This is a genomic window from Lentzea sp. NPDC058450 (assembly GCF_042721395.1).
In the GTDB taxonomy this organism is placed as follows: Bacteria; Actinomycetota; Actinomycetes; order Mycobacteriales; family Pseudonocardiaceae; genus Lentzea.
In genome coordinates this window covers 117,623-140,856 of record NZ_JBHXLO010000015.1, presented here as the reverse complement: position 1 = coordinate 140,856, position 23,234 = coordinate 117,623, and the positions used below count along the sequence as shown (strand labels likewise).

General features: G+C 70.2%; 27 protein-coding genes. 15 read left to right on the top strand and 12 right to left on the bottom strand.

All coding sequences use genetic code 11. From position 1 onward, the window contains the following. Window positions 1–97: 97 nt before the first annotated feature. The gene (locus tag ACFWNN_RS23740) at window positions 98–505 is read right to left on the bottom strand and encodes a hypothetical protein (RefSeq protein ID WP_382442112.1); all 408 of its coding nucleotides are present in this window, start codon (window positions 503–505) and stop codon (window positions 98–100) included. On the opposite strand from ACFWNN_RS23740, the gene ACFWNN_RS23735 reads away from it, so the two are divergent. The 3 genes from ACFWNN_RS23735 to ACFWNN_RS23725 all read left to right on the top strand — a co-directional run bounded on the left by ACFWNN_RS23735 (window position 504) and on the right by ACFWNN_RS23725 (window position 4,986). Next, on the top strand, window positions 504–1,235 hold the full coding sequence (locus tag ACFWNN_RS23735; RefSeq protein ID WP_382442111.1) for an ATP-binding cassette domain-containing protein: 732 nt from the start codon (window positions 504–506) through the stop codon (window positions 1,233–1,235). The two genes, ACFWNN_RS23740 and ACFWNN_RS23735, sit on opposite strands and share 2 nt — an antisense overlap. Further along, complete coding sequence (locus ACFWNN_RS23730; RefSeq protein WP_382442110.1) at window positions 1,232–1,864, top strand: hypothetical protein; 633 nt, start codon at window positions 1,232–1,234, stop codon at window positions 1,862–1,864. Before ACFWNN_RS23735 ends, ACFWNN_RS23730 begins: the two co-directional genes overlap by 4 nt. A gap of 332 nt (window positions 1,865–2,196) precedes the next feature. Further along, window positions 2,197–4,986, top strand: coding sequence for a BTAD domain-containing putative transcriptional regulator (locus ACFWNN_RS23725; RefSeq protein ID WP_382442109.1), 2,790 nt, complete (start codon window positions 2,197–2,199; stop codon window positions 4,984–4,986). Here ACFWNN_RS23725 and ACFWNN_RS23720 read toward each other — a convergent pair. The 3 genes from ACFWNN_RS23720 to ACFWNN_RS23710 all read right to left on the bottom strand — a co-directional run bounded on the left by ACFWNN_RS23720 (window position 4,906) and on the right by ACFWNN_RS23710 (window position 8,235). Further along, on the bottom strand, window positions 4,906–6,207 hold the full coding sequence (locus ACFWNN_RS23720) for an FAD-dependent monooxygenase (protein ID WP_382442108.1): 1,302 nt from the start codon (window positions 6,205–6,207) through the stop codon (window positions 4,906–4,908). The two genes, ACFWNN_RS23725 and ACFWNN_RS23720, sit on opposite strands and share 81 nt — an antisense overlap. A gap of 85 nt (window positions 6,208–6,292) precedes the next feature. Then, on the bottom strand, window positions 6,293–7,786 hold the full coding sequence (locus ACFWNN_RS23715; protein WP_382442107.1) for a flagellar basal body protein FliL: 1,494 nt from the start codon (window positions 7,784–7,786) through the stop codon (window positions 6,293–6,295). Next, window positions 7,783–8,235: a hypothetical protein gene (locus ACFWNN_RS23710; protein WP_382442106.1), complete on the bottom strand. Its 453-nt coding sequence runs from the start codon at window positions 8,233–8,235 to the stop codon at window positions 7,783–7,785. The genes ACFWNN_RS23715 and ACFWNN_RS23710 overlap by 4 nt, the downstream gene beginning before the upstream one ends. Window positions 8,236–8,252: 17 nt before the next feature. Here ACFWNN_RS23710 and ACFWNN_RS23705 point away from each other — a divergent pair, with 17 nt between their 5' ends. From ACFWNN_RS23705 to ACFWNN_RS23695, 3 genes are all read left to right on the top strand, one after another. Then, window positions 8,253–9,062 carry an NAD-dependent deacetylase gene (locus tag ACFWNN_RS23705; RefSeq protein WP_382442105.1) on the top strand — a complete coding sequence of 270 codons (810 nt, stop codon included), beginning with the start codon at window positions 8,253–8,255 and terminating at the stop codon, window positions 9,060–9,062. A gap of 9 nt (window positions 9,063–9,071) precedes the next feature. Next, a complete protein-coding gene (locus ACFWNN_RS23700) occupies window positions 9,072–10,586 on the top strand; it encodes an AMP-binding protein (RefSeq protein ID WP_382442104.1) in 1,515 nt (504 codons plus the stop codon). Window positions 10,587–10,744: 158 nt separating this feature from the next. After that, window positions 10,745–12,055, top strand: a complete 1,311-nt coding sequence (locus ACFWNN_RS23695) for an NlpC/P60 family protein (protein ID WP_382442103.1) — start codon at window positions 10,745–10,747, stop codon at window positions 12,053–12,055. A 34-nt stretch (window positions 12,056–12,089) separates the two neighbouring features. Here the strand turns inward: ACFWNN_RS23695 and ACFWNN_RS23690 are convergent, their stop codons facing one another. Next, on the bottom strand, window positions 12,090–12,521 hold the full coding sequence (locus ACFWNN_RS23690) for a PLAT/LH2 domain-containing protein (RefSeq protein ID WP_382442102.1): 432 nt from the start codon (window positions 12,519–12,521) through the stop codon (window positions 12,090–12,092). Between the two features lie 70 nt (window positions 12,522–12,591). Next, a complete protein-coding gene (locus ACFWNN_RS23685) occupies window positions 12,592–13,077 on the bottom strand; it encodes a GNAT family N-acetyltransferase (protein WP_382442101.1) in 486 nt (161 codons plus the stop codon). Between the two features lie 48 nt (window positions 13,078–13,125). Here ACFWNN_RS23685 and ACFWNN_RS23680 point away from each other — a divergent pair, with 48 nt between their 5' ends. From ACFWNN_RS23680 to ACFWNN_RS23665, 4 genes are read left to right on the top strand one after another with little or no spacing between them, the layout of a single operon-like run. Beyond that, window positions 13,126–13,653, top strand: coding sequence for a TetR/AcrR family transcriptional regulator (locus tag ACFWNN_RS23680; protein WP_382442100.1), 528 nt, complete (start codon window positions 13,126–13,128; stop codon window positions 13,651–13,653). 10 nt (window positions 13,654–13,663) lie between these two features. Continuing rightward, a complete protein-coding gene (locus tag ACFWNN_RS23675; protein ID WP_382442099.1) occupies window positions 13,664–14,305 on the top strand; it encodes an epimerase in 642 nt (213 codons plus the stop codon). Continuing rightward, the gene (locus ACFWNN_RS23670; protein ID WP_382442098.1) at window positions 14,302–14,691 is read left to right on the top strand and encodes a hypothetical protein; all 390 of its coding nucleotides are present in this window, start codon (window positions 14,302–14,304) and stop codon (window positions 14,689–14,691) included. Before ACFWNN_RS23675 ends, ACFWNN_RS23670 begins: the two co-directional genes overlap by 4 nt. 48 nt (window positions 14,692–14,739) lie before the next feature. Beyond that, complete coding sequence (locus ACFWNN_RS23665; RefSeq protein ID WP_382442097.1) at window positions 14,740–14,910, top strand: KOW motif-containing protein; 171 nt, start codon at window positions 14,740–14,742, stop codon at window positions 14,908–14,910. On the opposite strand, the gene ACFWNN_RS23660 is transcribed toward ACFWNN_RS23665, so the two are convergent. From ACFWNN_RS23660 to ACFWNN_RS23650, 3 genes are read right to left on the bottom strand one after another with little or no spacing between them, the layout of a single operon-like run. Continuing rightward, window positions 14,907–15,461 carry a cysteine hydrolase family protein gene (locus ACFWNN_RS23660; protein WP_382442096.1) on the bottom strand — a complete coding sequence of 185 codons (555 nt, stop codon included), beginning with the start codon at window positions 15,459–15,461 and terminating at the stop codon, window positions 14,907–14,909. The genes ACFWNN_RS23665 and ACFWNN_RS23660 overlap by 4 nt on opposite strands. 19 nt (window positions 15,462–15,480) lie before the next feature. Further along, a complete protein-coding gene (locus ACFWNN_RS23655) occupies window positions 15,481–16,383 on the bottom strand; it encodes a GlxA family transcriptional regulator (protein ID WP_382442095.1) in 903 nt (300 codons plus the stop codon). Beyond that, window positions 16,380–16,928 (bottom strand): cysteine hydrolase family protein, encoded by a 549-nt coding sequence (locus tag ACFWNN_RS23650; RefSeq protein WP_382442094.1) that lies wholly within the window; start codon window positions 16,926–16,928, stop codon window positions 16,380–16,382. The genes ACFWNN_RS23655 and ACFWNN_RS23650 overlap by 4 nt, the downstream gene beginning before the upstream one ends. A 91-nt stretch (window positions 16,929–17,019) precedes the next feature. On the opposite strand from ACFWNN_RS23650, the gene ACFWNN_RS23645 reads away from it, so the two are divergent. Then, window positions 17,020–17,910, top strand: a complete 891-nt coding sequence (locus tag ACFWNN_RS23645) for a hypothetical protein (protein WP_382442093.1) — start codon at window positions 17,020–17,022, stop codon at window positions 17,908–17,910. Here ACFWNN_RS23645 and ACFWNN_RS23640 read toward each other — a convergent pair. Further along, complete coding sequence (locus ACFWNN_RS23640; RefSeq protein ID WP_382442092.1) at window positions 17,907–18,248, bottom strand: DUF2203 domain-containing protein; 342 nt, start codon at window positions 18,246–18,248, stop codon at window positions 17,907–17,909. The two genes, ACFWNN_RS23645 and ACFWNN_RS23640, sit on opposite strands and share 4 nt — an antisense overlap. A 27-nt stretch (window positions 18,249–18,275) precedes the next feature. Between ACFWNN_RS23640 and ACFWNN_RS23635 the strand changes: the two genes are divergently transcribed. Then, complete coding sequence (locus tag ACFWNN_RS23635) at window positions 18,276–19,148, top strand: oxidoreductase (protein WP_382442091.1); 873 nt, start codon at window positions 18,276–18,278, stop codon at window positions 19,146–19,148. On the opposite strand, the gene ACFWNN_RS23630 is transcribed toward ACFWNN_RS23635, so the two are convergent. Further along, window positions 19,135–19,878 carry an ABC transporter permease gene (locus tag ACFWNN_RS23630; protein WP_382442090.1) on the bottom strand — a complete coding sequence of 248 codons (744 nt, stop codon included), beginning with the start codon at window positions 19,876–19,878 and terminating at the stop codon, window positions 19,135–19,137. The two genes, ACFWNN_RS23635 and ACFWNN_RS23630, sit on opposite strands and share 14 nt — an antisense overlap. Beyond that, window positions 19,875–20,783 (bottom strand): ATP-binding cassette domain-containing protein, encoded by a 909-nt coding sequence (locus tag ACFWNN_RS23625; RefSeq protein WP_382442089.1) that lies wholly within the window; start codon window positions 20,781–20,783, stop codon window positions 19,875–19,877. Before ACFWNN_RS23625 ends, ACFWNN_RS23630 begins: the two co-directional genes overlap by 4 nt. A 76-nt stretch (window positions 20,784–20,859) precedes the next feature. Here ACFWNN_RS23625 and ACFWNN_RS23620 point away from each other — a divergent pair, with 76 nt between their 5' ends. Genes ACFWNN_RS23620 through ACFWNN_RS23610 form a run of 3 tightly spaced genes read left to right on the top strand, consistent with a single transcriptional unit; the run spans window position 20,860 to window position 23,180 of the window. Next, entirely contained in the window at window positions 20,860–21,543 is a 684-nt protein-coding gene (locus ACFWNN_RS23620; RefSeq protein WP_382442088.1) for a TetR/AcrR family transcriptional regulator, read from the top strand. Then, window positions 21,540–22,070: a molybdenum cofactor guanylyltransferase gene (locus ACFWNN_RS23615; RefSeq protein WP_382442087.1), complete on the top strand. Its 531-nt coding sequence runs from the start codon at window positions 21,540–21,542 to the stop codon at window positions 22,068–22,070. Before ACFWNN_RS23620 ends, ACFWNN_RS23615 begins: the two co-directional genes overlap by 4 nt. Before the next feature lie 60 nt (window positions 22,071–22,130). Further along, window positions 22,131–23,180 carry an AAA family ATPase gene (locus tag ACFWNN_RS23610; RefSeq protein WP_382442086.1) on the top strand — a complete coding sequence of 350 codons (1,050 nt, stop codon included), beginning with the start codon at window positions 22,131–22,133 and terminating at the stop codon, window positions 23,178–23,180. Window positions 23,181–23,234: the final 54 nt, after the last annotated feature.

Sequence of the window (23,234 nt, the reverse complement as noted above, 5' to 3'; positions counted from 1 at the left end):
CCTCAAGCGGTCGACAGCTGCCCCTCGACCCCAAACAGTACGCTTGTCCTGTAAGCCTCTTCAACTCAGGTTGCCCTAAGTCACTCGCCGGACCCGATCACAGCAGGACGACCGCGAACGCGACCAGCATCAGCACTTTCACCCCTTCCAGGGCGATGTAGACGAGGTGCGTGCGGGACTTCGGCGGCGTCTCGCCCGCGATGATGGCCGCGGCCCTGGTTTCGAGCCGGGGTCGCAGCACCGCCACCTGGGCCGCCAGGGTCACCGCGAGTGCGATGAGCAGCACCGTCGCTGTCCCGGGACGCGCGGCGAGCGCGAACGTGACCGCCGTGGCCGCCGCCAGCACGATCTCCGCGGCGTTCAGCGCGCGGAACACGAGCCTGCCGATGCCGAGCCCCAGCGGCAGCGTGATGCCCGGCGCGCGGAACTTCAGCGGGGCCTCGATCGAGATCGCCACGACCATGCCCAGCCAGATGCACGCCAAAGCGAGCGGAAGGTGCGTCATGGGTGGTTATCTTGGCGTGGTGCACCTCGATCAGGTTTCGAAGCGGTACGGGCGCGGGCCCTGGGTGCTGCGCGACCTCACGCTGGAGGTGTCCGGGCTGACGGTCCTGACCGGGGCCAACGGCACCGGGAAGTCGACGCTGCTCAAGATCGCCGCAGGCGTGCTGAAGCCGACGTCCGGCCGGATCTCGAGGCCTGCTTCGATCGGCTACGTACCCGAACGCTTTCCTTCTGACGTCAAGATGTCCGCTTCGTCTTATCTGACGCACATGGGGCGCATCCGGCGTGCCGCGGCCACGGATGTCCTGGAACGACTGGGGTTCGTCGGCTCGCTGACGGCGCCGATGTCGGAGCTGTCCAAGGGCAACGCCCAGAAAGTGGCTCTGGCACAGGCGTTTCTGGCCTCGGACGTGCTGGTGCTCGACGAACCGTGGACCGGTCTCGATCCCGTGGCGGCCGCGGAGCTGGTGGTGCTCCTGGAGGGACGGACGGCGCTCGTGTCCGACCACGAAGGACACCTCGCCTCGGCCACGCGCGTGGATCTCGCCGGTGGGCACGTGACGATCGACCTGAGTCAGGTGTCGGCGCTGGAAGTGCTGGAGGCGTTGGAGGGCGTGCGGTCCGTGCAGACTCGGGGGTCGTCGGTGCGGGTGCTCGTCTCGCCGGACCGCAGCGATCACGTGCTGGCGGAGGCGTTGCGGCTCGGGTGCTCGGTGCGGAGCGTGCGGTGATCTCTCTCGTCCGGTATCTCGCTGTCGACGTCCTTCGCGGGCAACGGTATCTGGCGCCGTTGCTGGTGTTCCTCGGTGTGCTGGGGATGCTGTTCTCGTCGGACGCCGGGCAGCCGCTGGAGGCGTACTCGGGGTCGTCGGCGTTGCTGTACCCGATCGCGGCGTGGATGGCCGTGGTGGTGGCGACGTCCGAGGACGTGGTGCGGCGCGAGATCACCGTCGTGGCCGCGGGCGGGTGGTCGCGGGTGCTGTCGGCCGCCGCGCTGGTCGCGGTGCTGTTCACGCTCGTGCTGGCGCTGCTCGCCGCGGTGTGGCCGGTGGTGACCAACCCGCACCCGTACACGGCGGGCGAATTTTTTGTCGGACTCGCCGCGCATACTGGAGTGGCGTTGCTGGGCGTCGGTGTGGGCCTGATGTTCGCCCGCCCCGTTTTCGACGCCATCGGGCGCACCGTGCTGGCGGTGTTCTCGGTGGTGGTGCTGACTTATCCGCTCGGGCGGGCCACCCCGCTCGGCTGGGTGCTGGACGCGCTGGGCCACAACCGGGCGTCGCTGTCCGTGCTGGGGACGGCGGCGGTCGGCGTGGCGCTCGTGACGGCCGCGGTGGTGGTCGGGGTGCGGCGGGCCTGATGAAGGTCGACGTGCTTCGAACGTTGCCGGGCGTCGGCGTGCCTGGTGCGGTGCGTGGCGGGCGGGTGTCTCGGCGCGTGCGGGCTTTGGTGGCGAGGGCTGACGTGCCTGAGTCGCTGAGAGCGGTGCGCGTCGGCGGCTGCTGCGGGTCGTGGGCAGCGGCGCTTCGGTCGAGGCGCGTGGCTGGAGACCGTTCTGGCCCGTGCCGGCCGGGATGCGGTGGTGCCGGTGAGGGCTGACGTGCTCGGGACGGTGTGGGTCGTGGGTGGTGCGCTGGTTGCGGTGCGCGGTCGGCGGCTGTGCCGGTCGGTGGCCGGGGTGCGGTGGGGCCGGTGAGGGTCGACGTGCTCGGGCCGCTGCGGGTCGTCTCGGCGGACGGCGCTGTCGTCGAGGTGCGCGGAAAGCGGCTGCGCTGGTTGCTGATCCGGCTCGCGATGGAGCCCAGCACGGTTGTCACGACGGACCGCCTCATCGCCGACCTGTGGCCGGACGAGCCGCCGGTCGACGGTCCCGCTGCGGTGCAGTCGCTGGTGTCTCGGCTGCGGCGGGCGGTCGGTGCCTCGGCGGTGTCGTCGCACGCGTCCGGCTACCGGCTGGAGGCGTCGACGGACGTCGAGGAGTTCGCGCGGACGCGTGATCCCGCGTTGTGGCGCGGGGCGGCGTTCGAGGAGGCGCCGTTCGCGGTGGACGAGGCCGTGCGGCTGGCGTCGTTGCGCGCGGACCTCGCCGGCTTGGAGGCGCTGGCGGCCGCGCACCCGTTGCGCGAGGACGTCCAGGCCAGGTTGATGCTGGCGCTGAACGCCGCCGGACGGCGGCCGGACGCGCTGGCGGTGTTCGCGCGCGTTCGCACTGCCCTGGCCGACGAACTGGGCGTGGATCCCGGCGAGGCGCTGTCGGCCGCCCACCTGACGGTGCTGCGCGAACGCGTCTCGCGGGGCAACCTGCCGGCGTCGGTCGGCTCGTTCGTCGGCCGCGACGAGGATCTGGCCGTGCTGGCGGATCTGTTGCGCGACAACAGGTTGGTCACGCTGACCGGCTTCGGCGGCGTGGGCAAGACCCGCCTGGCGCTCACTCACGCCGCCACGACGACGGAGGCGTGGTTCGTCGAGCTGGACTCGGCGGCCGACCCTCTGGCGGCGCTGGACGCCGCCCTGGGGCCGAACCCGTTGGCGGCGCCGGTGTTCACCCGCCTCGGCTCGTCCCTGGTGGTGCTCGACAACTGCGAGCACGTCGTCGACGCCGCTGCGGCGCTGTGCGTCCGCCTGCTGGCGGAGGCGCCGGACGTGCGCGTCCTGGCGACGTCGCGCGAGCCGCTGGGCATCCCCGGCGAGGTGGTGCACCCGGTGGCGCCCCTGGACCTCGACCACGCCGTGCGGCTGTTCACGGCACGGGTCGGGTCGGCGTTCGACCTCGACGTCGTGCGCCGGGTTTGTGCTGCCCTGGACGGCATTCCGCTCGCGGTGGAGCTGGCGGCGGCACGGGCGCGCTCGTTGTCGGCCGCGCAGCTGGAGTCGCGGGTGGACAGCCGGCTGCGGTTGCTCGACCGGGGCGCGCGGACGGGACCGGCGCGGCACCGGACGTTGCGGGCGGTGATCGACTGGAGCTGGGACCTGCTGGACGAGGCGGAGCGGTCGCTGCTGGCGCGGCTGGCGGTGTTCGTGGGCGGCGCGACGGCTGCGGCGGTGCATTTCGTGGCCGGGGCAGGCTCGCGCAGGGGTACCCCCGAGCTGGGAACCCCTGCGTTTCACCGTACTCAGGAGGTCCGACAAGATCAGGATCTCTGGGACACCGAGGACCTGCTGGGGGCGCTCGTCGAGAAGTCCTTGGTGGTGCGCAACGGGGATCGGTACCGGCTGTTGGAGACGGTGCGCGAGTACGCGTTGGAGCAGGGGCAGGCCGATCACGCGCGGCACGCTGTTTGCTACACCGAGCTGGCTGAGCGCACCGAGCCGTTGTTGCGGGGGCCGCGGCAGTTGGAGGCGTTGAAGGTCTTCGACGTCGAGCGCGCCAACCTCGACGCGGCGATGGCGTGGGCCGTGGTGCACGACCAGGGTGTCGCGCGGCGGATGATGGCCGCGCGGACGTGGCATTGGCTGGTGATGACCAAGCGGTTCGAGGAGATTCGGCGGTGGGCGCCGCAGGTGCGGGGTGACGCGCTGGCGGAGGTGCTGGCCTCGCTCGGCACGCCGGACGCGGTCACGGCGGCAGAGCGGTTGTGGCTGGAGGACGTGCCCACGGCGTTGTGCGCGTTGATGCTGACCAGCGGGCAGGTCTGGGGTGCGCGCGAGCTGGGTGAGCGGCTCGCGGTGCTCGCGGACCGGTTGGAGCGGTCGCCGGACGCGTGGATGCGGGCGTTCTCGGCGCTGGTGCGCGGGGTGGTGGCCGGCGAGTTCAGCGAGGGGGCCGCGCCCGAGGCCGAGGTGCAGTACCGGCGGGCGTTGGAGTTGTTCCGCGTGGTCGGTGATCGGTGGGCCGTGGTCTTCGGGCTGTCGTGCCTGGTGATGGTGCTGATCAACCGGGGTGCGTTCGCCGAGGGGTTCGCGGCGGCCGCGGAGGCCACGCGGGTCGCCGAGGAGCTGGGGGAACCGGACAGCGTGCTGGTGCCGATGTCGGTGCTGGTGCTGACGGCGCGGTTGAAGATCAGGATCGGGGATCTCGCCGGGGCCGGGGAGGATCTCGCGAAGGTGCCGGCGGCGGCGATCGACCTGGAACGCGGGCGGATCCAGCAGGCGCACGGCGAGGTGGCGTACTTCAGCGGCGACTTCGACCAGGCGGTCGCGTTGTACCGCAGGGCTCTCGTGGTCGCGGGCGACGTGAAGGCCAACCAGTTCAAGGCGACCGTGCACGCCGGGCTCGGGCTCGCGCTGACGCGGCTGGGACGGCTCCGGGAGGCGGGGGAGGAGCATCGGACGGCGCTCGACACCGTCAGCCGGAGTGCGGACGGGCCCGCGCGGGCGTCGATCCTGGAGTCGTACGCGGACTGGTTGCTCGCCCAGGGCGATCCGGCACGGGCGAAGGACGCCCTGGACGAGGCGGAACGGCTACGCGGCGGTCCCAGCGGCGACCCGGCGGTGGTGCAGCTGCGTGACCGGGTTCGCGCCGAAGTAGGCGTCGATCGCTGACCTGCCGACGGCGGCCACGTAGCCGTCGGGGCGGACCAGGACCGGGCCTTCCGCGAGGTCCAGCGTCACGAAGTCAGGGCCGCGCAGCAGGTCGAAGACGCGGCCCTGGTCGGTGACACCGTCGGGCATGCGGTCGCCGGGCTGCAGGCCGGGGCCGTCGGTGGTCCGGTACGACAACGACAGCTGCAGGGTCTCGTCGCCCCGCTTCTGGAACGGGAGGCCGGACATGGCGATCGCCGTGGTCATGCCCAGCAGCCACTCGGCGACGGGCTTGCGCTCGGCCTCGTAGGTGTCGAGCAGCGTTTCCATGCCGAGCTTCCAGCCGAGGTTGTAGGCGTCCTGGATGCCCGTGTTCATGCCCTGCGCGCCGGCGGGGGAGTGCACGTGCGCGGAGTCGCCCGCGAGGAACACGCGGCCCACGCGGAACCGGTCGACCATGCGGATGTTGGTGCGGAACAACGACATCCACGTCACGTCGCGCAGCACCACGTCGTCACGGCCGGTGCGCTCGCGGATGATCTCGCGGTACAGCTCCACCGACGGGTCGCCGTCGCCGGTCGCCTGGAACTGGAAGAGGTCGGTGCCGGGCAACGGGCACAGCGCGAGCCACTGGTCGACGCTGCCACCCCACTGGTGCCAGTGGTCGCGGTCGAGGCCGGAGAGCCGGACGTCGCCGACGAGCATCCGCATGTCCTCGTGGGTCTCGCCGACGAACGACACGCCGAGTTCCTTGCGCACGAACGACTTCCCACCGTCGCACCCGACCAGGTAGGCGGCCCGCACGGTCTCGCCGCCCACCACGGCCGTCACGCCGGAGTCGTCCTGGGTGAACGAGGTCAGCGGCATGCCGTACTCGACGGGCTGCGGCAGCGCCTCGCGCAGGATCTGCTCGACCCGGAACTGCGGGATCAGCATCGTGCTCGCGTACGGGCGGTCGACGGTGGGCTCGCGGCCCTCGTGCACGTCCCACTCGCGCACCACCTCGAGACCCCGGTAGGCGCGCATCTTCATGTGGAACCGGCCCGACGCCAGCACCGGCTCGATCACGCCCAGGTCGTGGAAGACCTCCATGCTGCGCGGCTGGAGGCCCTTACCGCGCGAGCCGGCGAACGGCGCGGGCGCGGCGTCGACGATGCGGAACGGCACGCCGCGGCGGGAGAGGTCGAGTGCGAGGGTCAGGCCGGTCGCGCCGGCGCCGATGATCAGAACCTGTGTGTCCATGGCGGCAACACTTCGCCCACGTGCTGCCAGGGCCCTGTCATCGCGCTGTTGCGGATGACAGGGCCCTGGTCAGAGCGGTGCGGGACTACTTCTTCATGAGCTCGATCAGCGCGTCGACGTCCTTCGGCTCGAAGCCGCGGAACAGCGTGAGCGCCAGCTCGTAGTAGGAGCGGACCGGGCTGACGTACCACTTGCCGTCGACCTCGGTGGAGACGACGCCGACACCGGTCTTCATGATCGAACCGGCCACCCGGCCGATGATCTCGACGGCCTCGGCGGGGATCTTCGCGCCGCCCTGCTGCTGCAGGAGCTGCGTGATCTCGTCCGCGCAGAGCTTCTGCGAACCCTGGCCGGGCACGTCGGCGGCGTAGCAGTCACCCTCGCGGGTGATCGTCACCGTCTCGCCCTCGGCCGTGATCGACAGCTTCTTGATCGTCACCTGCTTGCCGCCGGTCACGTCCTTGACGTCGGTCTCCAGCGCGTTCAGCTTGGCGCCGGTCGGCTTCTGCGGGCCGGCCTCGTCGATCAGCAACGGGCCGAGGTCCTGCAGCACACCCGCCTCGTCCGGCGGCAGCAGCGCGATGACCTTGGTCAGGTCGGCGTCGAGCGCGGCGTTGACCATCTGCTTCGCGGCCTCCTCGGCCGAGTTCGCGCCCGCCGCGGCGATGCCCTGCGACGGCCACTTCAGCTTCTCCTCCTCCAGGACCGCGTTGGCGATCGTGTAGAAGGCGCTCGGGTACCACTTGTCGTCGACCTTGATCGACGCGATGCCGATCGGGGCGCCGCGCTTGGCGACCTCGGCGGTGATGTCGAGGGTCTCGGACTTGGTCGACGTGAGGTTCAGGTCGTCGCCCAGGGCGTCCACGAGCTTGTCCGTGAGCGGGATCTTCGAGGCGTCCGAGGTGATCGTGATCTTGCCCTCGACCAGCTTGTTGATGGTGAGGTGGTCGTTGATCTTCTCGGCCTTGGCCTCGTCGAACTTGATGCCCTCGCTCTTGAACTCGACGCCGGTGAGCTTGTTCGGGTCGGCGTCCTTCTTGAGGATCTCGAGCCGCTTCATCTCCTTCGTCATCGACTCCATGTAGTCCTTGGACAACGCGGCCTCGGCCGGCGCCAGGGAGGCCATGATGCCGACGACGTCACCGCTGCCGAGCTGCTCGATGAGGTTCTTCGCCGCGACGGCCGGGGTGTCCTGACCGGCGTTCGCACCGGGGTCGGCCTTCTTCAGCGCGAAGAACGTGACACCGCCGCCGATCAGCAGCAACACGGCGACGACGGCCGTGACGACCAGGCCGGTGCGCTTCTTCTTCGGCGGCTCGCCGCCCATCGGCGCGTAGCCGTACGGCTGCTGGTCGAAGCCCTGCTGCGGGAAGCCCTGCGGTCCGGTCTGCGGGAAACCCTGCTGCGGGTAGCCCTGCTGGGGGAACCCCTGAGGCCCGGTCTGCGGGTAGCCGCCCTGCTGCGGGTAACCGCCGGGCTGCTGCTGCGGGTAGCCGCCCTGCTGCGGCTGCTGCGGCTGCTGGCCGTACGGGTTGTTCTGCGGCTGCCACTGGCCACCGCCACCACCTGGGTAGCTCACGGGTTCCCTCCTGAGGTTCTCACTGCGCTGCGCCTGGTCGAGGTGAGCACCGTGATCGCCCCCACGATCGTCAGTACGGCACCGGCAAGGGTCGTGACTGGTCCGGCGATGCTGATTCCGACCAATGAACCCTTGCTATCCCCTTGGACTGTGGCTAGTAGGGCCACGGTTCCCCCGATCGTGCCAAAGAGAAGTGCGACGCACGCGGCGAATCGTGGAAAACGGACCACGTAGAGACCAATCGCCACCATGGCCAGTGGCGTTAGCCCCACCCAGATCGACGTCACCACGGTCCCCGCCACCCCGTCCAACCCGGCGAGATCACGCAGCGAGAGCACCTCGTAACTGTCCCTCGTGGTCGATCCGGATTTCAGCCAGGGAAGGAAAGTCCCCGCGATGGTCGTGACCAAGCCCACTGCCGCGATGGCGGCTCCCACAGCGCTGCGCACCCGACTAGTGTGAACCGATGGGGTCCCAGGCGTGCGCAGCGGCACGGGCGCTGGTCGCGTCCGCCCACCGGATCACGGTGCTGACCGGCGCCGGAGTCTCCACCGATTCGGGCATTCCGGACTTCCGCGGCCCCGACGGCCTCTGGACGCGCGACGCCGACGCCGGGCTCGGCGCCTCCCTCGACGCCTACGTCTCCGACCCCGCCGTGCGCAGGCTCTCCTGGCGGGCGAAACTCGACAGTCCCGTGTGGACCGCGAAACCCAACGCCGCGCACAAGGCGTTGGTGGAGCTCGAACGGTCCGGCCGGTTGCGCACCGTCGTCACCCAGAACATCGACGGCCTGCACCAGAAGGCGGGCTCCGATCCGCACCGCGTGCTGGAGTTGCACGGCACGTTGCACGCCACCGTGTGCCTCGGTTGCGGTGCCACGGGCCCGATGCGCGACGCGTTGAAGCGCGTCGCGGAGGGCGAGGACGACCCGGACTGCCTGCGGTGCCGAGGAATCCTCAAGTCCGCCACGGTGTCGTTCGGACAGGAGCTCGACGGCGAGGTGCTGCGCCGCGCTCGGCTCGCCGCCCTGGACTGCGACGTGCTGCTGGTAGCGGGAACATCGCTGTCCGTGCAACCCGCCGCGGGACTCGTGCCGCTGGCGGCGAAGGCGGGCGCCCAGGTCGTCATCTGCAACGCCGAGCCGACGCCGTACGACGACGTGGCGGCCGTCGTGCTGCACGAACCCGTCGCCGACGTGCTCCCCGAGCTCAGTTCCGTTCCTCCATCCGGGGGAGGCCAGTTCTCGTCCTGGGGAGATCCGAGCACCTGGTCGTAGTGTCGGTCCATGCGCGTACCGCTGATCACCACGGACTTCCTGGACCGGGCGTCGTTCGCGTTCGCGGCGACCACGGCGACGATCGACGAACCCGACCAGCCCGCGAAGCCGGTCGAGACGACGACGTACGCGGACATGGCGAAACGCGTGCGCGCGTGGCAGGCGGGATTCGACGCGCTGGGCATCGGCGAGGGCGAACGGGTCGCCGTCGTCAGCCACAACTCCGCGCGGATGCTGGAGCTGCTGCACGCGCTGCCCGGCAGCGGCCGCATCTGCGTGCCGGTGAACTTCCGCCTGCGTCCCGACGAGGTGAAGTACATCGTCGAGCACAGCGGCGCGTCGGCGTTGTTCGTCGACCCGGAGCTCGAACTCGATGACGTCGTGGCGCGCCATCGGTTCACGCTCGGCGAGGAGTCGGAGTCGCTGCTTCGGTTCGATGTGGAGCCACGGCCGTGGAGCGCGCCCTCGGAGGACGCGACGGCGACCATCAACTACACGTCGGGCACGACCGCGCGGCCTAAGGGCGTGCAGCTGACGCATCGCAACATCTGGCTGAACGCCGTCACGTTCGCCATGCACACACGGGCGTGGGAAGGCGACGTGTATATGCACGTGCTGCCGATGTTCCACTGCAACGGCTGGGGAATGCCGTTCGGACTCGCGGGCCTCGGTGTGCCACAGGTGGTGCTGCGCAAAGTCGACGGCAACGAGATCCTGCGCCGTGTGCGCGACCACGGCGTCACGCTCATGTGCGGCGCACCGGCCGTGTGGAACGCCGTGCTCGACGCCGCGCAGACGTGGGACGGCGAGATCCCCGGCCGTGACACCGTGCGGATCGTGTGCGCCGGTGCGCCGCCGCCCTCGCGCACGATCCAGCGCGTCACCGAGGAGCTCGGCTGGGAGTTCCTGCAGATCTACGGCCTGACCGAGACGGCGCCGCTGCTCACCTTCAACCGGGCCCAGCCGGGTCCGCAGGGGGAGGAGAGGGCGAAGCTCCAGTCACGGGCGGGCGCGCCGGCGTTGGGCGCGCACCTGCGGATCTCGGAGAACGGCGAGGTGATGGCGCGCTCGAACGTCGTCATGGAGGGCTACTGGGACAACCCGGAGTCCACGGCGGACGCCATCGAGGACGGCTGGTTCCACACCGGCGACGGCGGCTACTTCGACGACGACGGCTACCTGACGATCTCGGACCGCAAGAAGGACGTGATCATCACCGGCGGCGAGAACGTCTCGTCCATCGAGGTCGAGGACTGCCTGTTCTCGCACCCGGCCGTCGCCGAGGTCGCGGTCATCGGCGTGCCCCACGAGAAGTGGGGTGAAACGATCAAGGCGCTCGTCGTGCTCTCCGGCGAGGCCACCGAGGCGGAGCTCGTCAAGCACTGCAAGGAGCGGCTCGCGGGCTACAAGGCGCCGACGTCGATCGAGTTCCGCGACTCCATCCCGCGCACGGCGACCGGGAAGATCCAGAAGTTCAAGCTCCGCGAGCCGTACTGGACGGGCCGGGACCGCGGCGTGAACTGATGAACGTCAACTAGTCCATACCGGCGACACGCCGGACTTCGATCGTCCCAAAAGGACCACCGACCGTGTTCCACTGTGACACGTGTGGTTGACGGTGCGTTAGTTCCTGATGCGCCGGATGCGTCTGATTGGTCTAATGCGGTCGGAGGTGATGCCCTGTGTTGACACGACTCTCCGCCGTGGTGGTGTTGATGACGGCCGTCCTCACGGGGACGGCCTCCGCCGTGCCGCCTCCTCCGCCGAACCCCAGTGACGCGGAGATCTCGGCGTCCCGGGCGGAGGCGGACGCGAAGGCCTCTCGCGTCGGGGAGCTGACCGGGCGGCTCACGCAGGCCGAATCGCGCCTGCAGGAGCTGTTCGACGACCTGTCGTACAAGCGCGAGCTCGCGAACAAGGCGCGCGTCGACCTGGAGACCGCGATCTCCGAGGCCGAGGCCGCGCGCAAGCAGGCCTCCGCCGCCCGCGTGGAGGCCGACGCCGCGTCCGCCGCCGTCGAGGAGAGCCGCCGCCAGCTCGACGAGTTCGCCGCCGCCTCCTACGCGCAGGGCACGACCGTCGGGTCGTTCTCCGCCTACATCGGCGCCAAGTCGCCGGAGGACCTGCTCGCCCGCGCCCAGATGCTGGAGGCGGTGTCGGCGTCGAGCCTCAACCGCCTCGACCAGGTCACCCGCGACCAGGGCACCGCCGCGAACCTCGACTCCGCCGCCCGTGCCGCGCTGAAGAACGCCGAGGTCAAGCAGGCGGCGGCCGACGAGGCCAAGAAGGTCGCCGAGCAGGCCCAGCAGGCGGCCGTGGACGCGCACTCCGCGCAGTCCGCCGCGACCCAGGAACTTCAGGGCAACAAGGACGCCGTCGAACGAGAACTCGCCGCCGCGCGCGGTGAGGTCAGCGGCCTCGAGGCCCAGCGCCGCCAGTACGACCAGTGGTCCGAGGCGAAGAGGCTGGAGGACGAGGAGAACGCCCGCCGGGCCGCGGCCGCCGCTGCTGCCGCCGCCCCGGCACCGCAGGCTCCCGCACCCAGGCCGGCCGCGTCCGCACCGGCGCCGTCGGGCAACCGCGTGCAGACGGTCATCAACCGGGCGTTGGCCCAACGCGGTGTCATCTACGCGTGGGGCGGTGGCAACTACTACGGCCCGACGTACGGCGTGCGCGACGGCGGCGTCGCCGACTCGTACGGCGACTACCGCAAGATCGGTTTCGACTGCTCGGGCCTGATGATGTACGCCTTCGCGGGCGTCGGCGTGTACCTGCCGCACTACAGCGGCTACCAGTACAACTCCGGCCGCAAGGTGCCGCTGTCGCAGATGGCCCCCGGCGACATGATCTTCTGGGGACCCGGCGGCGGCACGCACGTGGCGCTCTACCTGGGCGGCGGGATGATGGTCGAGGCGCCGCACTCCGGTGCCGTGGTGCGGATCTCGCCCGTGCGGTACGGCGGGATCATGCCGTACGTGACCCGCATGCTCTGAGGGTGGCCCGCTCGGGAGAGCGGGCCGGTGTCACTCAGGCCGCGCCGAGACGGAGCGGGTTCGCCTTCGTGGTCGCGCTGCGCAGCCAGTTGTGGTGCGGGTGGAGGGTCACGCCCTGCGGACCGCGCACGACGACCTCCTCGAGGCACCAGTGCGAGCTGTCGCCCTTGTTGTCGAACGCGATGTCGAACGACGACAGCGGGCCGAGGTCGGACAGCGTGAAGTTGTAGGAGTCGGTCTTGCCGCGCTCGCGGTCGTCGCCGGGGTTGTCGAGGTTGATCCACGCGGACGACGTGGTGCCGTTCAGGCGCACCTCGACGCGGGAGTCGGTGCCCGCGTTCTCGACGTTGCAGGTCTTGACCTCGATGCGGTACTGCGCCGGTGCGGCCTGGGCGGTGCCCATGGTCAGCGTGCCGGCGAACGCGGCGGCGAGAACGCCGATGACCGCGGTGGTCGTCACCCTCATGTTCGTTCCCCTCTCGTGGGTCGTGCTGGGGGAGAACGTCGCAGCGGGCGGTTGCGGGACTGTTCGGCGATCATGAAATCCGCAGCTCGCGCCTCCAGACCTGGCCGGTCACGTCGTGGCCGAAGCTGTGCTGCGGCACCTCTTCTTCGAGTGCGAACCCGTGCGCCTCGTAGATCTTCCGCGCCGAGTCGAGCCCGCCGACCGTCCACAACACCATGTGCTCGTAACCGGCGTTGCGCGCGAACTCGACGCACGTGCTGACGAGCTTGTTGCCCGCGCCGTGCCCACGCGCGTCGGGGTGCACGAGCAGTACGCGCAGCTTCGCGGTCGTGTCGTCCTCACGGACGCAGAACACACACCCGACGCGTTGGCCGTCCAAGTCAGCGATCCACGCGCCCTCTCTCGTGGGGTCGTGATCGGTCGCGTAGTCGCCGACGATCTTGGCGACCAACGCTTCGAACGAGGTGTCCCAGCCGAGCTCGGACGCGTAGAGCTCGCCGTGGGCCTGGACGACCCAGCCCAGGTCACCAGGCTGGTCGAGCGGGCGGATCAGCATGGGTCTCCTCCACTGACACGAGTGTTTCAGTAATGCGAGAATAGCCCCATGCCGTCCGCCCGCGAGACCGAGCTCCTCGAAGCCGCCTACCGCTACGTGCTCACCCACGGCCTGGCCGACGTGTCGCTGCGGCCGCTCGCGGCGGCCATCGGGTCGAGCACGCGCGTGCTGCTCTACCTGTTCGACAGCAAGGACGGCCTGGTCAGGGCGTTGCTGGCGCGGGCGCGGGCGGACGAGCTGGCGCTGCTCGCCGACATCGGCACCGGGCCGGGGGTGGTCGAACGGCTGTGGGAGTGGTTGTCAGCGCCTGCGCATCGGCCGTTGCTGACGTTGTGGCTGGAGGCCTACGCGCGCTCTCTCGTGGAGCCGGACGGACCGTGGGCGGGCTTCGCGCGCGCGACTGTCGAAGACTGGCTGGAGGTGCTGCGCGCGGCGCAGCCGTCAGACGTGCGCGACACCGATGCGGGACTGGCGGCGCGCACGCGCGAGCTCGCGTTGCTGCGAGGGGCGTTGCTCGACCTGCTGGCGACGGGGGACACCGAGCGCGTCCTCGGCGCGGTGCGGGAGCTGCACTAGGTTTGAAGACGTGAAGGTAGTGATTTTCGGTGCGTCCGGAATGGTCGGTCAGGGCGCGTTGCGGGAGAGCCTGCTCGACCCCGACGTGGACTCCGTCGTGACGGTGGGACGGTCGCCGTCGAGCACGAGCGACCCCAAGCTGCGGCACGTCGTGCACGCCGACTTCAGTGACCTGTCGGCGATCGCCGCCGAACTGGCCGATGCCGACGCGTGCTTCTACTGCATGGGCGTGACTTCGGCCGGTCTCACCGAAGCCCAGTACACGCCCGTGACGCACGACTACGCGGTGGAGGCCGCACGGGTCGTGGGCGGCACCTATGTGTACGTGTCCGGTGAGGGTGCCGACGCCGACAGCAAGACCATGTGGGCGCGGGTGAAGGGGCGCACGGAGAACGAGCTGCTGGCGCTCGACCGGCCCGCGTTCGTGGTGCGGCCCGGTTTCATCCAGCCGTTGCACGGGATCACGTCGCGCACGCGGATCTACCGGTACGTCTACACGTGGTCGTCGTGGCTGTTCCCGGTGCTGCGCAAGGTGGCGCCGAAGTACGTGACCACGACGGAGCTGCTCGGGCGCGCGATGCTGGCGCTGGCCAAGGGCGCGCACGCGGACCGGATCCTGCGCAGCGACGAGATCAACCGGGTGGCGGGATGACGCTCGCCGAGGCGATCCGCGAGTACCAGGAGGACGGGTACCCGGTCACGCACGTCGTCGCGTCGGTGTGCGGCGGGTGCGGCGGCGGGAAGTTCCGCGTGCAGATGACCGAGGACCAGTGCGTGCGCCGGACGTGTCTCGGGTGCGGCAAGGCGGAGTTCTTCGCCGACTCCGAGGAGCACTGGGACGAGGACGACGCGGAGGAGTGCGAGTGCACGTGCGGTGGCGAGGAGTTCGCCGCCGCGCTCGGGTCGTCCTGCCTGCCCGACGGCGAGGTGCGCTGGGTGTCCGTCGGGCTGGAGTGCCTGGGCTGCGGGCTGGCCGGTGTCTACGAGGACTGGAAGATCGACTACCTGCCCAGCAAGCACCTCATCACACAGGCCTGATGTTGCTCGGCGTGCCGGTGTCGGACCTCGTCGTTACGATCGGTGGCCATGGGTGATTTCCAGATCGGCGACACCGTCCAGATCACCGGCGCGACCATGACCGGCAACGTCGGCACCGTCGTCCACTTCGACGACGAGCGGGGAAAGATCCTCGTGCGCGTCACCGACCAGACGCAGAACTACTTCACCGCGGCCGAGCTGAAGAAGTTCTCCGCCTAGGCCTTGAAGGCGTCCTCCGTCTTCACCACGCCCGCCGTCCGGCCCGGTGCGGTGTGGTTCTCCCAGTAGAGGTTGGTGTGCGCGACGACCTTGTCGGGGGTGGGGGCGCCCCACTCCGACAGGTCCTCGGTCGTGTGCGCGTCGCTCACCAGCAGGGCGTCGTAGCCGCGCACGATCGCGCCGTGCAGGGTGGAGCGGATGCACTCGTCGGTCTGCGCGCCGGACACGACGAGGCTGCCGATTCCCTTGCCCGCCAGCACCTCCTCGAGGTCGGTGGCCTCGAACGAGTCGGCGTACGTCTTGTGCACCACCGGTTCGCCGTCGGCGAGCTTCAGCTCGGGCACGAACTGCCAGCCGTCGGACTCCTTCGGCATGTGCTCGGGGCTGCTGTGCTGCACCCACACGACGTCGACACCGGCCGCGCGTGCCTTGTCGACGAGCTTGGCGACGTTGGCCACCACCTCGTCGCGGTTGTGAGCGTGGTTCACCACGCCGTTCTGCACGTCGATCACGAGCAACGCGGTGTTGGGTCGGTTCGCCAGTGTCGTCACGCGGCCCAGCTTAAGCCCGTCAGCGCGAACGCAGGCGGCGCAGCATGCGGGCGTCCTCGAAACCGACGTTGCGGGCAGCGGTCTCGACCGTGGCGCCTTGACCGATCAGGTGTTCCGCTCGTTCGACGCGGAGCGCTTGTTGGTACTTCAACGGCGTCATGCCTGTCGCACGGCCGAACAGGCGCGTCACGGTGCGTTCGCTGCATCCCACGTGGACGGCGAGGTCCGCGAGCGACAGACGATCTGTCAGGCGTGACTCGATCACGTCCTGAAGGCGGTGCACCGTCTCGTTGATGTGCGAACGGTGGCGCAGCAGCACACTTGCTTGCTGGTCGTCGCCGTTCCTGCGTGCGTAGATGACCATCGTGCGTGCGATCGCGGCTGCCACAGCGGGTCCGTGGCGCACGGCGACGAGGTGCAACGCGAGGTCGATGCCGCTCGCGATGCCCGCGGACGTCACGACCCTGGTGTCCTCCACGTACAAGACGTCACGCACGACGTGTGCGGACGGGTAGCGCCGTGCGAGCTCGTCTTGCAGTTCGTGGTGTGTGGTGCAACGGCGTCCGTCGAGCAAACCCGCGCGTCCCAACACATCCGCGCCCGCACACACACTCGCGACTGTGCCGCCCCGGTCGTGGTGCGCGCGCAACCACGACAACGCGCGTGTGCTCAAAGGCCCGGTTCCGGCGATTTTCGGCGAACGCCACCCAGGCACGAACACGAGGTCGTCCACGTCGAGAGAGGGCAGCGCGACGGACGCACCGAGCGGCACGCCCTGATGGCTTGGCACGGTGTCCGAATCGCCCACATAGGACAGCGCATACCCGCAGTCGAGATCGGCGGCGCTGGAGAACACCTGCGCCGGCCCCGCGAGGTCGAGCAGGTGCACTCCCGGTACGAGCACGAAGACGACTTTGGTCACGATCCGGTCAGCGTAGCGACATCCGAGATCCGCGCGAACCTGCCAGCCAGCACGTACTCGGTCCGCTCGATGATCTCCTCGACGCCGAGCACCGTCCCGGTCCGCCAGTGCGGCAACGGCATGGTCGCCGTCGCGTCCGTCACGAACGTCATGTCGAACCCGAGGTCGGAGCCGACGCGCGTGGTCGTCTCGCAGCACTGCTCGGTCCGGATGCCGCTGACCAGCAGCTCCCGCACGCCCCGCTGGGTCAGCGTCTGCTGCAGGTTCGTCGTGGTGAACGCGTTGTGCGCGGTCTTGGTCAGCACGGGCTCGTCGTCGAGGGGCTTGAGGCCGTCGATCAGCCGCACGTGCCCGAGCGCAGGGTCGAACACGTCGCCGGTGCCGGGTTCGGAGTGCAGCACCCACACGACGAGGTCACCGGCGTCGCGACTCATGTCCACCAGCCGGTTCACCTGGCCCACGACGTCCGGGTTCGACACCTCGGCCCAGTTGGCGCGCTGCCGGAACGACTCCTGCACGTCGACGACGATCAATGCTCGCTTCATGCCTCCCAGACTCGCCAACGCAGCCGGGGTCGGCCAGGCACGTCCCGGCCGACCAGCGGACGGATCCGGTCACCGTGGCAAGATCGCGGACATGCGCATCCTGGCGGGCGATCCGGCGGACGGGGACCTGGGCGTCGACGTCACCCTGAGCGAGGGCCTGCTCAGGGGTCCCGCGGTGCCGTTCCTGCGGATCACCAGGACCCGCAAGATCCTCGTGGGGGAGGCGCGCACCGACGGTGCGAACGTCGAGATCGTCGTCCGGGCCGCGTGGAGCGACGAGCACGGCTGGGGCCAGAGCACCTGGTCACCGGAAGACCTCGACGGCACGCTCGCCGAACCCGCCCACCGCGTCGAGGAACGGGAACGCGCGCTCACCATCGCGAAGGCGCTCGCCGAGGGGTCCCGCAACACCGTCGCGGACCTGCGCGGCCTCCGCTACGAGATGGAACGCCAGGTCGCCGACCTGCTGGCACAACGGAAGAACACCGCTCTGCGCCTGGTCATGGCGCAGCTCGTCGAGCTGTCGATGGCCGTGAGCCGGGCCCGCGACCTCGCCCAGGAGGCGATCCGCGAGGGCCGCTTCACCACCGTCACCATGCGGCACTGCGAGGCGATGAACGCCGAGCTGGGCGACGAGGTCACCCGCCTGCAGGCGTTGCTGAGCAGCGTGTCGACGTTTGCCGTCGCGCAGGAAGGCGAGGCGCAGCAACGGTTCAACATGCTCGCCGCCGCGGCCGCCGCCGGACTCGGTCTCCCCGCGCTGATCCTGTCGCTCTACGGCGCCGACGACTACCTGCCGTTCACGTGGGACAAGGCGTGGCGTGCGCTGACCCCGATCGCCGGTGCGCTCACGCTGGCCGCGGCGATCATCCTGAACCGCATGCCGGGCCGCACCACGGCGAAGCAGTACCTGATCGCGCTGGGCCTCATCACCGGGCTCCTGAGCGTGCTGCTGGTCGCGGGGCTCCTCGCACCGGGCTAGAGGGGGCGGCGGCCCGCGAAGCCGAGATCGGTCCGGTGGTACCAGGCCAGTTCGCGGTCGCCTTCGAGCCAGCACAGCAGCACCGGCACGCCGTCGCGTTCGGACGGGAAGTCCACCAGCAACGGCGCGAGGCCCTTCAGCTCGGCCCCGGTGTGCTGCACGGTCTCCATCAGCTCGTCCAGCCGGGCCTGCGCGGCCTTGAACTCCGGTATCCCGCCGAGCGCCGAGTCCCCGGCCGCGAGCTCGGCGGCGTCGGCGCGCAACCGCACGATCTCGTCCAGCACGGGCAGCAGCCGCGCGAGTTCGGTCTTGGCCTCGGAGAGCGTGAACAGTGACACGACACCAAGGCTGGCACAGTGCACGGAATGACGTGGCGACTGGGTGACCTGACCGTGCGCCGGATCGGCTTCGGCGCGATGCGGCTGCCGCAGCGCGGCACGGCGTTCGACCTGTCCGCGCCGCCACGCGATCGTGCGCAGGCGATCGAGGTGTTGCGCACGGCCGTCGCGCTCGGCGTCAACCACGTCGACACGGCCGCCTTCTACTTCTCCGCCACCAGGTCCGCGAACGAGCTGATCAACAGCGCGCTCGCGCCGTACCCGGACGACCTGGTGATCGTGACGAAGATCGGGCCCGGCCGCACACCGCAGGGGGAGTGGCTGCCGCTCGCGACGCCCGCGCAGCTGCGCGGGCAGGTCGAGGAGAACCTCCGGCAGCTCGGCCGCGACCACCTCGACGTGGTGAACCTGCGGATCAGCGGCCTCGACGACGTCAGCGCGCACTTCGCGGCGCTGGCGGAGCTCCAGCGGGCCGGGCTGGTCCGGCACCTCGGGCTGTCCAACGTCAAGCCGCACCACCTCGACCAGGCGCAGCGGATCGCCCAGGTCGTGTGCGTGCAGAACTCCTACGGCCTCGGCCACCACCCGGAGCAGGACGACTTCCTCGGCGTCTGCGGCGAGCGCGGCGTCGCGTTCGTGCCGTTCTTCACGCTGGCCGGCGCGAACCAGGAGGCCGGGACGTCCGCCGAGGACGACGAGGTCACCGCGATCGCCCGCGCCCACGACGCCTCACCCGCCCAGGTCAGGCTGGCGTGGACGCTCGCCCGCGGCCCGCACGTGCTCGTCATCCCCGGCACCGGCGACCCCGCCCACCTGCGGCAGAACGTCGAGGCGGGCGATCTCCAGCTCAGTCCGGAGGAGCTCACCCGCCTCGACTTCACGCACCTCAACGGCGGCTGATCCGCCCGAAGAGCCACGTGGCCCAGATGAACGCCACGACCAGCAGCCCGCCGGACCACGCGAGCGCGAGCCAGCCGGACGTGGCCTCCTGGCCGTTCAGCAACGCCCGCACGGTCTCGATGACCGGCGTGATCGGCTGGTGCTCGCTGACCAGCCGCAGCCACGACGGCATGGTCGCCACCGGCACGAAAGCGCTGCTCAGATAGGGGATGAACAGCATGAAGAACCCGAGCAGACTGGCCGACTCGACGGTCCGCGCGACCACGCCGAACCCGGCCGCGAGCCACGACAAAGCCAGCACGTAGAGCGCCAGCAGACCCATCGCGAGGATCCACGACCCGAACGACGCCACCGGCCGGAACCCCATCAGCAACGCCACGAGCACCACCGCGAACGTCGCGAGGCCGTTGCGCGCGACCGACGCGACGACGTGCCCGGTCAGCACGGAGAACCCGCTGATCGGCATCGAGCGGAACCGGTCGACCACGCCCTTCTTCACGTCGTCGGTGACGGACATGGCGGTGGACGTGGCGCCGTACCCCGTGCACAGCACCAGGATGCCGGGCACCACGTAGTCCACATAGGACTGCGTCGAGCTGATCGCGCCGCCGAACACGTACACGAACAACGCCATCATGAGCACCGGCAGCACGATCGCCATGATCACGAGGTCGAGGTTGCGGCGGCTCAGCCGGATGCTGCGGCCGACCATCGTCAGCGTGGCGGTCATGCGGCCACCGCCACGAGCGAGGTGAACACGTCGTCCAGGGTCGGGCGGTGCGTGGCCACGCGCAGCACGGTCACCCGCGCCGCCAGCAGGTCGTCCAGCACCCGGTGCAGGTGCGCCGCGCTGCCGTCCGAGGGCACGCTCAGCGTCGGTCCGCCGGCCACCCCGCCGACCACCTCCCCGGCGTGTGCCGCGTCGCCAGGACTCGCGAACGTCAGGTCGAGGCGCGTGCCGCCGACCGAGCTCTTCAACGCGTCCGCGGTGCCGTCCGCGACGACGCCTCCCTGGTGCAGCACCACGATCCGGTCGGCGAGGCGGTCGGCCTCCTCCAGGTACTGGGTGGTGAGGAAGATCGTCACGCCGTCGCGCACCAGGTCGCTGATCGCGTCCCACATCGTCGTGCGGCTGAGCGGGTCGAGGCCGGTGGTCGGCTCGTCCAGGAACAGCAGCCGCGGCCGTGCCACCAGGCTCATCGCGAGGTCGAGGCGCCGCCGCATCCCGCCCGAGTAGGTGCGCACCCGCCGGTCCGCCGCGTCCACGAGGTCGAACCGCTCCAGCAGTTCGCCGGCCCGGGCGCGCGCCGCAGACCTGGTGAAACCGCGCAGGCGGGCGATCATGACCAGGTTCTCGCGGCCGGTCTGCTCCTCGTCCACCGCCGCGTACTGGCCGGTCAGGCTGATCACGCCGCGCACGGCGGCCCCCGACCGCACCACGTCGAACCCGCAGACCCGCGCCGTGCCGCCGTCGGGCCTGGTCAGCGTGCTCAGGATGCGGATCGTGGTGGTCTTGCCCGCGCCGTTCGGCCCGAGCAACGCGAGCACCGACCCCTCGGCGACCTCCAGGTCCAGGCCGCTCAGGACCGTCGTGGCCCCGTATCTCTTCGTCAGACCCTCTGTCTCGACGATCATCGAACCCCCTTTTATGCGTACCTGATACGCAAAACCCAAATTAGCGTATGGCATACGCATCTGTTTGACTAGGGGCATGAAGAGGGGGCGCAAGCCGACGATCGACGCCGCCGACATCACGCGGGCGGCCATCGCGATCGCGGACGCCGAGGGGCTTGCCGCCGTGTCGATGGCTCGCGTCGCCCAGGAGATGGGCAACGCGACGATGGCGCTCTACCGGCACGTCAAGAACAAGGACGAGCTGCTCGCGCTGATGTGGGACGAGGCGATGGAGGACCCGCCGCCGCTGCCGGACGGCGAGTGGCGCGAGAAGCTCGGGTTCTGGGCGAAGGCCGTGCTCGCGGCGATCCGCCGGCGCCCGTGGTTCCTGCAGATCCCGATCAGCGGCCCGCCCTCCGGCCCGCGCAACCTCGCCTGGCTGGAGTCCGCGCTCACGGCCCTCGACGGCACGCCGCTCGAGCCGGGCGAGAAGATCGGTGTCGTGATGGGCCTGTCGACGTTCGTGCAGGGCGAGGCGCGGCTGGTCGGCACGCTGGCGCAGGGGTTCGAGGAGGACCCCGACCAGTTCAACCACCAGTACGGGCAGGTCCTGCGCGAGATCGTCGACCCCCGCAAGATGCCCGCGCTCGCCAAGATCATCGCGGCCGGTGTGTTCGACTACGACGACGTGCGGCAGGCCGAGGACCTGGGCGCGGACTTCGACTTCGGCCTGCACCTGTTCCTGGAGGGCGTCGCCGCGCACATCGGAGGCAGGACATGACGTACGCGGTGATCATCCTCACCGGCGGCAAGGGCGAACGCCTCGGCGGCGTCGACAAGGCCGCACTGTCCTTTCGGGACGCCACGCTGCTCGACCACGTGCTGTCCGTTGTGGACGACGCGGCACGGAAGGTCGTTGTGGGGCCGGAGAAGGATCTTCCCGGCGTGCTCTGGGCACGCGAGGACCCTCCTGGCGGCGGACCGCTCGCCGGACTCGCCGCCGGACTCGCGAAGATCACCGAAGAGTGGGTCGCGGTGCTCGCCGTGGATCAGCCAGGGCTCACCAAGGACACCATCGCGCGACTGCGGGCCGTGGGCCGCAACGCCGTGCTGAAGGACGACCGCGTGCAGTGGCTGATCGGCTACTGGAACGCCGCTGAGCTGCGCGAAGCCCTCCCCGAAGATCCTTCGAACCTGCCGCTGCGCAAGACTCTGCTCACGCTCGACCCCGTCGAAGTGTCCGCTTTGCCCGGTGAGGCACAGGACGTCGACACACCGGACGACCTGGACACCCTTCACAGCGGTTGAACAGGCGAAGAGTAAGACTGTCAACGATCGGTAAACCCTGTTCCGCATGGAGGCCCGCACGTGACCGAGCCCGCCGCCGAGGCAACGCCGAACGCATCGGCGCCCGTCACCCCGGCTCGTGACGCCCAGCTGCTCGAACGCACCGTGTTCGAGGTGAAGCGGGTGATCGTCGGCCAGGACCGGCTCGTCGAGCGGATGCTCGTGGGTCTGCTGGCCAAGGGCCATCTGCTGCTCGAAGGTGTGCCGGGTGTCGCGAAGACGCTCGCCGTCGAGACGTTCGCCCGCGTCGTCGGCGGATCGTTCTCCCGCGTGCAGTTCACGCCCGACCTGGTGCCCGCCGACATCCTCGGCACCCGCATCTACCGCCAGTCGAGCGAGGCGTTCGACGTCGAGCTCGGCCCCGTCGTCGCGAACTTCGTGCTCGCCGACGAGATCAACCGCGCGCCCGCCAAGGTGCAGTCCGCGATGCTCGAGGTCATGGCCGAGCGGCACGTGTCCATCGGTGGCAGGACGTTCCCGATGCCGAACCCGTTCCTCGTGCTCGCCACGCAGAACCCGATCGAGAACGAGGGCGTGTACCCGCTGCCCGAGGCGCAGCGCGACCGGTTCCTGTTCAAGATCCAGGTCGAGTACCCGACGGCCGAGGAAGAGCGCGAGATCGTCTACCGCATGGGTGTCGAGGCGCCCACGCCGAACCAGGTCCTCTCGCCCGAGGAGCTGGTGCGCCTGCAGGGCGTCGCGTCGCGCGTCTTCGTCCACCACGCGCTCGTCGACTACGTGGTGCGCCTGGTGATCGCGACCCGCGCGCCCGGCGAGCACGGCCTCACCGACGTCGCCGGCTGGGTCGCCTACGGTGCCTCGCCGCGTGCGTCGCTCGGCATCATCGCCGCCGCGCGTGGTCTTGCGCTCGTGCGTGGTCGTGACTACGTGCTGCCGCAGGACGTAGTGGACGTCGTCCCGGACGTGCTGCGCCACCGTCTCGTGCTGTCGTACGACGCGCTGGCCGACGGCGTGCCGATCGACCACATCATCACCCGAGTGCTCCAGATCGTGCCGCTGCCGCAGGTGTCGGCCCGTCCGCAGCAGCCGGTGCCGGCTGGTAGGCCGTGAGCCGGGACAAGCAAGAGGAGCGTCCGTCCTGGGCGCCGCCCGTCCTGCGCGGGG

What these genes read in the sequence shown, in the direction of transcription:
- ACFWNN_RS23615 (WP_382442087.1), top strand. Translation starts at nt 21,540, where the DNA reads ATGACGTACGCGGTGATCATCCTCACCGGCGGCAAGGGCGAACGCCTC.
- ACFWNN_RS23630 (WP_382442090.1), bottom strand. Translation starts at nt 19,878, where the DNA reads ATGACCGCCACGCTGACGATGGTCGGCCGCAGCATCCGGCTGAGCCGC.
- ACFWNN_RS23700 (WP_382442104.1), top strand. Translation starts at nt 9,072, where the DNA reads ATGCGCGTACCGCTGATCACCACGGACTTCCTGGACCGGGCGTCGTTC.
- ACFWNN_RS23690 (WP_382442102.1), bottom strand. Translation starts at nt 12,521, where the DNA reads ATGAGGGTGACGACCACCGCGGTCATCGGCGTTCTCGCCGCCGCGTTC.
- ACFWNN_RS23635 (WP_382442091.1), top strand. Translation starts at nt 18,276, where the DNA reads ATGACGTGGCGACTGGGTGACCTGACCGTGCGCCGGATCGGCTTCGGC.
- ACFWNN_RS23680 (WP_382442100.1), top strand. Translation starts at nt 13,126, where the DNA reads ATGCCGTCCGCCCGCGAGACCGAGCTCCTCGAAGCCGCCTACCGCTAC.
- ACFWNN_RS23685 (WP_382442101.1), bottom strand. Translation starts at nt 13,077, where the DNA reads ATGCTGATCCGCCCGCTCGACCAGCCTGGTGACCTGGGCTGGGTCGTC.
- ACFWNN_RS23645 (WP_382442093.1), top strand. Translation starts at nt 17,020, where the DNA reads ATGCGCATCCTGGCGGGCGATCCGGCGGACGGGGACCTGGGCGTCGAC.
- ACFWNN_RS23705 (WP_382442105.1), top strand. Translation starts at nt 8,253, where the DNA reads ATGGGGTCCCAGGCGTGCGCAGCGGCACGGGCGCTGGTCGCGTCCGCC.
- ACFWNN_RS23620 (WP_382442088.1), top strand. Translation starts at nt 20,860, where the DNA reads ATGAAGAGGGGGCGCAAGCCGACGATCGACGCCGCCGACATCACGCGG.
- ACFWNN_RS23650 (WP_382442094.1), bottom strand. Translation starts at nt 16,928, where the DNA reads ATGAAGCGAGCATTGATCGTCGTCGACGTGCAGGAGTCGTTCCGGCAG.
- ACFWNN_RS23735 (WP_382442111.1), top strand. Translation starts at nt 504, where the DNA reads ATGGGTGGTTATCTTGGCGTGGTGCACCTCGATCAGGTTTCGAAGCGG.
- ACFWNN_RS23665 (WP_382442097.1), top strand. Translation starts at nt 14,740, where the DNA reads ATGGGTGATTTCCAGATCGGCGACACCGTCCAGATCACCGGCGCGACC.
- ACFWNN_RS23740 (WP_382442112.1), bottom strand. Translation starts at nt 505, where the DNA reads ATGACGCACCTTCCGCTCGCTTTGGCGTGCATCTGGCTGGGCATGGTC.
- ACFWNN_RS23670 (WP_382442098.1), top strand. Translation starts at nt 14,302, where the DNA reads ATGACGCTCGCCGAGGCGATCCGCGAGTACCAGGAGGACGGGTACCCG.
- ACFWNN_RS23720 (WP_382442108.1), bottom strand. Translation starts at nt 6,207, where the DNA reads ATGGACACACAGGTTCTGATCATCGGCGCCGGCGCGACCGGCCTGACC.
- ACFWNN_RS23625 (WP_382442089.1), bottom strand. Translation starts at nt 20,783, where the DNA reads ATGATCGTCGAGACAGAGGGTCTGACGAAGAGATACGGGGCCACGACG.